The following is a 7,657-nucleotide window of genomic DNA, read 5'->3' on the forward strand; positions in this document are numbered from 1 at the left end:
AAATAAAATTTAATCAGTCAAGCTAAAAACCTTTACTACGCTGAATTTCTACTCGCATTTGTATTTCCGAAAAGTGACCTCGTAACCAGTTTTTCATAAGCATTTAGCAATTTTTCATCTCCAGCTTTATGCTTTTTAATTTCATTGATTTGCGAGGAAGCATATTGCTGAATGGTCAGCAATGGCAATACAATTTGCTCTCTCATTGCTATCGAAGCTTTCCCATCCGGATAATTTTCCATGAGTTCTTTATGTCCTGCGATTTTAAGCAGCAAGCGTTTAGTTTCTGAAAATTCATCATAAATAATTTGCCAAAATTCACCAAACGCTGCATCGTTTTTCATGTAGGCCGTTAATGGGAAAAAACATTTGGCTAACGACATCATACTGTTTTCCAACAAGGTTCTAAAGAACAAAGAATCGTCATAAAGCTTTTGCACTTTTTCCCATTGGTTGTTGGTTTCAAACTGTTTCAAAGCGGTTCCAACTCCAAAAAATCCCGGAACATTTTGCTTCATTTGGCTCCATGCACTCACAAAAGGAATCGCGCGCAAATCAGCAAAATTCAATTGTTCTGAAGCATTTCTTTTCGAAGGACGACTGCCAATATTGGTTTTAGAATAGTATTTCAAGGTACTCATTTCTTCCAAATAAGGAATAAACTTGTCATGTGATTTAAAATCCACGTATTTTTGATACCCAATAGCTGCCAGTTCATCAATGATTGCCTTATCGGAAGTCGAAAGATTATTTTCATCTTTATTAAATACGGCATTAGCTACTCCGGCACTCAACAGATTTTCCAAATTATAGCGGCAAGAATCTATCGTACCAAAATTAGAACTAATAGTTTGTCCTTGTACTGTAACCTGTATTTCCTGATTTTCTATAGTCGAACCTAAAGAGGCATAAAACTTATGTGTTTTTCCACCGCCACGCGCTGGTGGTCCACCTCGACCATCAAAGAAAATAACTTTGATTCCGTATTTTCGGGAAACTTCAGTAATCATTTCTTTGGCTTTGAATATACTCCAATTGGCCATCAAGTAACCACCATCTTTGGTTCCGTCAGAAAAGCCAAGCATCACCGTTTGCTTATCTTTTCGATGCTTAATGTGATTTCGATATGTTGTGTTTTTATACAATTGCTCCATGATTTCATGCGCATGATGCAAATCGTCAACCGATTCAAATAATGGCACAATATCAACGGTTGGATTTTCCCAATCAAGTAAACGGAACATTGCAAACGTTTCGATGACGTTTAAGGCGCTTTCATTATTGCTGATGATGTAACGATTGCAACCCTTTTCACCATTTTGTTCTTGTATTTCACGAATCAGTTTTATAGTATCCAAAGTAGATCGCGTGATTTCATTTTCAAAAAAATGATTGCTTAAATCAAAATGAAGTTCTGAAATGAAATTCATTTTATTTTCTTCGGAAAGTGTTTCAAAATTTTCCGGAAAATAAACTTCTTTTTCTCTTTTCAAAAATGCTGAAATATCATTAAAAACGACATTGTGAATGCGACTGTTTTGACGAATATCTAGTGCCGCAAAATGAAACCCAAACTCATTTATCTTTTGCAACAACATATTAATTTCGTCTAAATACAAAGACTGATGATCATTAATTATGATTTGTTTTACAATATTGAGCTCGTTATTTAATTCGGCTAAAGAAATAAATAATTCGCCTTGAGAATAAAAAACAGAACGATACAGTTTGTATTCCAAGTTGGCAATAATGGTATCAACTTTGTTGAAAGTCAGTTTTCTTTTCAAGACTCTGATGTCAAAATAATAGCATTTGAGTATTGAGGTTCGCAATCGTTTAGCGACTTTCTCAGTAATTTCTGGAGTTACAAACGGATTGCCATCTCTATCGCCACCTGGCCAAAAGCCCAAATTAATAATGGAGTTTTCTATAGTATTGCCATCAAATATATTTTTCTGCATGTAAAGCATCATTTCTCCAATGGTTTGATAGAATACATTTTCGAGATACCAAATTAAGCTCACGGCTTCGTCAAAAGGTGTTGGCTTTTCTTTTTTGATGAAAGGTGTTTTACCTAGTTGCGCCAGCAATTTTTTGATTAGAAACAAATCGTTTTGACGGATGGCTTCGGTCAAATCGGTGATGATTCCAAGAACCGAACCCGGATAAAACTGTGTTGGATGCGCTGTGAGAACGGTTCGAACACTAAAGTTTTCCAGAAAACTGATAAGCTCTTCATGTTTGTCTTTCGCTTCTGATTTTTCTTTGATATCGCGCAGCGAACCGCGACCTTCCAGATTATTCACCACAGGAAAAGCCGCGTCTTCAATAGCATCAAAAAGTACAATTTGGCGCTCAACATATTGAATAAATCGAAACATTAAATCAATTTTTGTTTCTTCAGAAGCCATGTCCAAATATTTATCGGCAAAGAAATCGACTATCTGTTTTGGCGACCAATTCTTTTTAAAACCTGCATCACAAACTTCAGCAAACAATGGCAATAATACACCAGTATTATCAATTGCATCAAATGGTAACGTTATAAAAACGCTGTTGTAAATATGATATTTTTGTAAAACATTTTGGTTAAAACGCTCAATTTTTGGTAAGGTGTACATGGCTGACAATTTTAAATTAAATTATTTAAAAAAACCTCATTCGCCGGAGAGAATGAGGTTAGAATTATATAACAAAATATTAGTTCTTAATCTAATTCTTGGAAAATAGTGTGCATCAAACGTTTTTTGTCGTTGATACTTTCTTCTAATGATATCATTGTTTCAGTTCTGTAAACGCCATCAATATCATCAAGCATAAAGATTACATCTTTTGCATGTTTGGTATCTCTTGCTCTAATTTTACAGAAGATATTAAATTTTCCTGTCGTTACGTGAGCTACTGTCACATAAGGTATTTCATTGATTCTTTCTAAAACAAATTTAGTTTGGGAAGTGTTATTCAAAAACACACCAACATAAGCAATAAAAGAATAGCCTAGTTTTTCATAGTCCAATGACAATGATGAACCCATAATAATACCTTGATCTTCCATTTTCTTCACCCTTACGTGCACGGTTCCTGCCGAAATCAACAGTTTTTTTGCAATGTCAGTAAAAGGAATTCTGGTGTTGTCAATCAACATATCCAAGATTTGGTGGTCTACTTCGTCTAATTTAAACTTACTCATAAAATATATTTTTATTATAATCTAATCTTAATTTTCAAAATGTAAAAAAAATAGCTACTTGATTTGTTCACCGTTGACTATTTTAATACTTTCTCCTAAATAAAAGTTAGCTTTCTTTTCTAGAATCGGAAAATTACTTTCTCCGTCAGTATAGGTTTCGCCTTTAGCGTCAATTTCTACATGACCAAAATAATTTTCTAAATTATCAACTTGAGCAATCTCTGCTTCAAAAGTTACTTTTTCGTTATTTAGAACTTCCTTGAACTGAGCAGCAAAATTGATAATTTTTTTGTTACTATCATAATTTATTTTAACATTTTTATAAACAAAATCATAAAAAACGACTTTATTTTGCGGAATTTTTAGGTAATCGCCAATTTCGTTGAGAACTATATCGTTTTCGTGCAAAAATTTAATTCCTGAAACTAAAGCAATAAAAATATATTTTCTAGTAATCTCTCGTTCATAATCGTTAGCAAAATGTCCTGCTTCAAAAAGCAGGGTTGGCACATTTAAGTATTGAAAAGTATCTCCAACACAATTTAAATTAAACGAATCGTCAAATCGTCCCACTTGATTTGGGATAAACTGTTGTAAAGTAGTGTTCATCGCCACAATGACATTCATGGCTTTAATACGGACTTCGTTAATGTCTCTATTTTCATTAAAAGCTGGTGCTAAAAACGAAACTGTAGCGGAATCTCCATTATCTCCTGCTCCATAAATAGTGCGCTGATCATGAAGATTATAGCAATAATAAGGTTGGAATTTTTCAAATGTTTTTCGCAATACAACACTTTCCGGTTGTGAAAGGTTTTGTGCATCGCGGTTTAAATCTATTTCGTTGGCGTTTTCTCTGGTATATAATTTTGCTCCATCAGGATTGAGCATTGGCAACATACAAAAGGTGAAATTATCTAAAACAGCATTGCTTTCTTTTGTATTGGAATGTAGAAAATTTATAAAGTCAAATAAGGCTTTCGTAGTAGTAGCTTCATTTCCGTGCATTTGTGACCACATCAGAATTTTTATTTTTCCGGTTCCAAATTGCAATTTGTAAATTGGTTTTCCTAAAACAGACTGACCTATAATTTTAGCTTGATGTTTTAAAATTAAGGGTTCTATATGTTCCAACGTTATGTATCTTCCAAAAATACTTTCTTCTTTATACTGTTGATGTAACTGTAAATAATCCATAAACTAAATTTACACAAATGTAAGTAACGAAAATCATTTGCATAAAAAAACCTTTGATAATAACTACCAAAGGTTTCTCTGTGAACGTTAAGACAGAAAAATTATTCTCTTAAAAGATACACACTACTAACTCCAGCTTCAGTTCGAGAACTTGTTGGAGCATAATTACCATTCGTCTGTGGCAAGTCAAACGTTAGCAATTTTCCGCCACCATTTAACCTTTCGGCTACAAATATGGTTTTGGTAAAATTGTCATAAGCCACATCCACCGGATTTCCTAAAGAAGTTGCTGCACCATAGATTCTGATTTGTCTTTTCATAGCAATCGTTCCCATATTTGGTGTTTCAGCCAACACATCCGTAAAACCTTTGATTATAATAAGTCCACCATCAGTAGCTGAAGTTGCACTTCCCACATCGGTCAAAACCATAGTGTTGCTTCTGTTGGAATACGTAATTCCGTGTGTTCTTACTAAGCCTTCGATGGTAACTCTTTTGGTTGCTGTTATAGCTCCGTTAACATTGGCAAAGAAGTTGTCAAAAATGACTAAATCCGATGTCAAGTCGGCTACCGCATAAAGCGTGTTTCCATCTAAATGGATTCCCCATATTTTAAAATTCACCGTATAGCTGTTTAGCAAACTGATTCCTGTAGCATTTCTTTCATAAACTAATAGTTTATTAGTGTTACCATTAGCTGCATTTTGATCTTGTGTTACCACAATTTTGTCACCCAGAACTGCAATTTCTCTAGCATTATTAAAATCGGAAGTACTTGAAGTTCCAAAGGGAAGTGAAGCTGCATTAGTTGCAACAGCTTCGGAAACATCATAATACAATTCAATTTTGTTATTGGAACGCGAAGCCAAAATAAATTCATCACTGTCATCAAAATAGTAAGCTCCGTCAGCATCAGTTGAGGCTACGGTAAAACTTGAAGAAATCGAGGTATTTAAATCCGTAATTGAAACCCTTCCTGAAGTGTTACTGGTTGTAAATAATTTAAATTCTTTTTTTGCAGAACGGTTTGCCATGTTTGCAGGAGAATTTGTGTCGTCTGAACATGAAATCATGAACAAAGACAACAAGACCGATGTTAAAATAGTTTTTTTCATTGTAAATAGTTTTAATAATTGATATTGACTTAACTACTTACGAGAAAACTTTTCAACTGGTTTTTTAAGCTTTGAATCCTCTTTCCGGATTTTTGCCTTTGACGTTTTTATAGAATGGTAAAATACCTTTCATATCGTCATCATAATTACCAGTAACCCAAACCGGACTGCCAACTTTGACTTCTTTTTTACCATAATCAAAAGCTACTGGAATGATTGGAACATTGGCTTTTAGCGCGATATAATAAAATCCTGTACGGAGTTCAGTTACTTTTTTTCGTGTGCCTTCGGGCGATAATGCCAAACGAAATGTTTCGTGTTTATTAAATACTTCAGCAGTTGCATCTACATTATTTTTTCCGCCACTTCTGTCTAATGGTGCACCGCCAACGCTTCTGAAATAATAGCCAAACGGAAATACAAACAATTCCTTTTTGCCCACAAAATTGATTTCAACATTCATAATGCCGCGAACCAATAAGGCAATAAAAAAATCAACATTCGCGGTATGTGGAATAACGATGACAACACACTTTTTGATTGACTCATCAAGTGTTCCAATCAATTTCCATCCGAGTAATCGAAAGAAAATAAATTTATAAAGTCGTTGTTTCATATGCCTTTAGTAATTGCTTTTCAAATGTCATATGCAATCGCCTTTATATTATTGGAGTTTGCTTTCGCAAACATTTGATTTGTGGCGATGTCATAATCCTTAATTTTGCGTAAATTTAGTATTTCTGTCTTACTTTTGATAAAAATATTTATTAATGATTCGAAAACTGTTTAGCTATTTTATTCCAATTAACGTTCACCAAAAAAACTCTGCGGTAAGCAAATCGCTTGAAGTAACTTGGAACAATGGCGAATTGGTTTTAGATAGTAAAAGCACGAATTATTCGTATGGAAGTTTGCAACGAATTCTCAGAAAAGGCTTGAAATATATAGGTTTTGAGCGCATTCGAAATTTTGAAAACATTTTGGTTCTTGGCGTTGCTGGTGGCAGTGTGATTAAAACTTTGGTAGATGAAATCAAATTTAAAGGAAAAATTACCGGTGTTGAAATTGACTCCGCCGTTATTGATATAGCCAACAGCTATTTTGAATTGGATAAAATTCCGAATCTTGAAATCGTGATTGATGATGCTTTTGAATACGTTTTGAAAACCAAATTAAAATACGATTTAATCATCATTGATATTTTTGAAGATACCACGATGCCCAATTTTTTGTTTCAGGATTTTTTTATCCAAAGAATCAATTTCTTGCTGAATCTGAACGGTTTTATTTTGTTCAATACAATGGTGATTAATACAAACGATGAAAATCGAAATCAGATTTACAAATCAAAATTTGGTGGCGATTACTCACTTCGATTGTATCCAAAAGTGGAAATTCACAACGAATTGTTTACCATAAAAAAATTAAGCTAATGGGATTTTTCAGAAAATTATTAATCGGAGAGGTTTCGTCAATTGTCATCCCAAAATTTAGTCCCATTCAGAAAAGGATATTAAACATTAAATCCATTTGGAATAATGATCATCAAAGTGACAATGGGATTGAAAAAATATTTCGTCTCTTTCTGTCGATTAGCCAATTGCTTTTTCCCGGAATTTATATAAAAACATTTGCTAGTAAAGTAAACCCTGTTTATAAGGACTTGGCTATGGATTTCTATATTTTGATAAAAGTCGCTTTCCCTTTTTTGATACTTTATAATAATTGGCAAAAGCATCAAATTTTGATTTATATTTTGGTTTATGTATTGATGGAAACGGTGCTCTATATTCCAACATTGATATTTGCTTCCGATTTATTTTCACGTCCACGTTCCTATAAACGTTCTATGCTGTTGTTGTTTTTTAATTACCTGGAAATTATTATTGCCTTTGGCGTTTTATACACTTTAGGAAACAACATGAATAAACCATTTGACCATTGGTTTGACCCAATTTATTTCAGTGTTGTGAGCTCAAATTCGATTGGATTTGGCGATTATTATCCTATTACAACGTACGGAAAACTATTGGTCGCATTGCAAGCCATGTTCTTCCTGTCATTTGTGGTTTTGTTTTTGAACTTCTTTACAACAAAGGTCAAAAGCAAAGGCTATTTTGAAGAAGATAAAATAGAGTAGTCTTAAAGCAGTTTT

General features: G+C 33.6%; 7 protein-coding genes. 2 read left to right on the plus strand and 5 right to left on the minus strand.

The window, feature by feature from the left end; translation table 11 throughout:
- Positions 1-35: 35 nt before the first annotated feature.
- From RMN97_RS09765 to RMN97_RS09785, 5 genes are all read right to left on the minus strand, one after another.
- Complete coding sequence (locus RMN97_RS09765) at positions 36-2,621, minus strand: phosphoenolpyruvate carboxylase (RefSeq protein ID WP_309614330.1); 2,586 nt, start codon at positions 2,619-2,621, stop codon at positions 36-38.
- A gap of 86 nt (positions 2,622-2,707) precedes the next feature.
- Entirely contained in the window at positions 2,708-3,190 is a 483-nt protein-coding gene (locus RMN97_RS09770; protein WP_309614331.1) for a winged helix-turn-helix transcriptional regulator, read from the minus strand.
- Between the two features lie 54 nt (positions 3,191-3,244).
- Complete coding sequence (locus RMN97_RS09775) at positions 3,245-4,387, minus strand: M14 family metallopeptidase (RefSeq protein WP_309614332.1); 1,143 nt, start codon at positions 4,385-4,387, stop codon at positions 3,245-3,247.
- A gap of 101 nt (positions 4,388-4,488) precedes the next feature.
- Positions 4,489-5,502, minus strand: a complete 1,014-nt coding sequence (locus tag RMN97_RS09780) for a hypothetical protein (RefSeq protein WP_309614333.1) — start codon at positions 5,500-5,502, stop codon at positions 4,489-4,491.
- Positions 5,503-5,566: 64 nt separating this feature from the next.
- Positions 5,567-6,118 carry a 1-acyl-sn-glycerol-3-phosphate acyltransferase gene (locus tag RMN97_RS09785; protein ID WP_309614334.1) on the minus strand — a complete coding sequence of 184 codons (552 nt, stop codon included), beginning with the start codon at positions 6,116-6,118 and terminating at the stop codon, positions 5,567-5,569.
- 154 nt (positions 6,119-6,272) lie between these two features.
- Between RMN97_RS09785 and RMN97_RS09790 the strand changes: the two genes are divergently transcribed.
- Complete coding sequence (locus tag RMN97_RS09790) at positions 6,273-6,935, plus strand: fused MFS/spermidine synthase (protein WP_309614335.1); 663 nt, start codon at positions 6,273-6,275, stop codon at positions 6,933-6,935.
- Positions 6,935-7,642, plus strand: a complete 708-nt coding sequence (locus RMN97_RS09795; protein ID WP_309614336.1) for a potassium channel family protein — start codon at positions 6,935-6,937, stop codon at positions 7,640-7,642. Before RMN97_RS09790 ends, RMN97_RS09795 begins: the two co-directional genes overlap by 1 nt.
- Positions 7,643-7,657 lie beyond the last annotated feature (15 nt).

The sequence above is a fragment of the Flavobacterium sp. genome (assembly GCF_031381455.1).
Lineage (GTDB): Bacteria > Bacteroidota > Bacteroidia > Flavobacteriales > Flavobacteriaceae > Flavobacterium.

Excerpts from the sequence above, each read along its gene's own strand:
- RMN97_RS09765 (WP_309614330.1), bottom strand. The coding sequence starts at position 2,621 with ATGTACACCTTACCAAAAATTGAGCGTTTTAACCAAAATGTTTTACAA.
- RMN97_RS09770 (WP_309614331.1), bottom strand. The coding sequence starts at position 3,190 with ATGAGTAAGTTTAAATTAGACGAAGTAGACCACCAAATCTTGGATATG.
- RMN97_RS09775 (WP_309614332.1), bottom strand. The coding sequence starts at position 4,387 with ATGGATTATTTACAGTTACATCAACAGTATAAAGAAGAAAGTATTTTT.
- RMN97_RS09780 (WP_309614333.1), bottom strand. The coding sequence starts at position 5,502 with ATGAAAAAAACTATTTTAACATCGGTCTTGTTGTCTTTGTTCATGATT.
- RMN97_RS09785 (WP_309614334.1), bottom strand. The coding sequence starts at position 6,118 with ATGAAACAACGACTTTATAAATTTATTTTCTTTCGATTACTCGGATGG.
- RMN97_RS09790 (WP_309614335.1), top strand. The coding sequence starts at position 6,273 with ATGATTCGAAAACTGTTTAGCTATTTTATTCCAATTAACGTTCACCAA.
- RMN97_RS09795 (WP_309614336.1), top strand. The coding sequence starts at position 6,935 with ATGGGATTTTTCAGAAAATTATTAATCGGAGAGGTTTCGTCAATTGTC.